The sequence below is a fragment of the Pseudomonas sp. P5_B2 genome, assembly GCF_056400445.1.
Genome location: NZ_JBFULH010001479.1, coordinates 1 through 552, shown reverse-complemented (window position 1 = coordinate 552; position 552 = coordinate 1). Strand labels below are relative to the sequence as shown.

At 59.8% G+C, this 552-nt stretch carries 1 pseudogene; it reads right to left on the bottom strand.

From position 1 onward, the window contains the following. Window positions 1-552, bottom strand: a pseudogene (locus AC1DRJ_RS31935) (sigma-54-dependent Fis family transcriptional regulator); the annotation flags it as partial.

Genomic DNA, 552 nt, shown 5'->3' with positions numbered 1-552 from the left:
CTTCGGGTGCAGCCACGACTGGCTCTGTGAACACTCTCGGCTGAATCGGCACTTGTTTCGGTCGCCTCAACAGGCACTGGAAGCGGTTGCGCCCCGAGGCTTGCAGTGCGAACGGCAGGCCGTCGGGCTGGTTCAGCAATTCCAGCAGCGAGACCTTGAACAGGCTTTCGATGCTGACCCGCGACAGGCTGATGCCCAATAGATTGTCGGCCCGGCGATTGGCGGACAGCACCTGGCCGGTTTCATCGAAGATCAACAGCCCGGCCCATTGGCTGTCGAGGTTGTTCAGCCCGGTGTTGAAGGTCAGTTGGAAATGCTGGCCATGGAACAGGTTGAGAATCAGCCGGTTTTCCACGGTCTGGCTCATCATCTTGACCATGCCCAAGGTGTGCGACGGCGGCAGGTAGCTGTCGCTGGACACATCCAGCACCGCGATGACTTTGCGCTCGGCATCGAAAATCGGCGCGGCGGAACCGGTCATGAAGCGGTTGGCTTTCAGGAAGTGTTCATCGTGTTCAATGTGCACGGCTTGCTCGCAGGCCAATGCGGTGC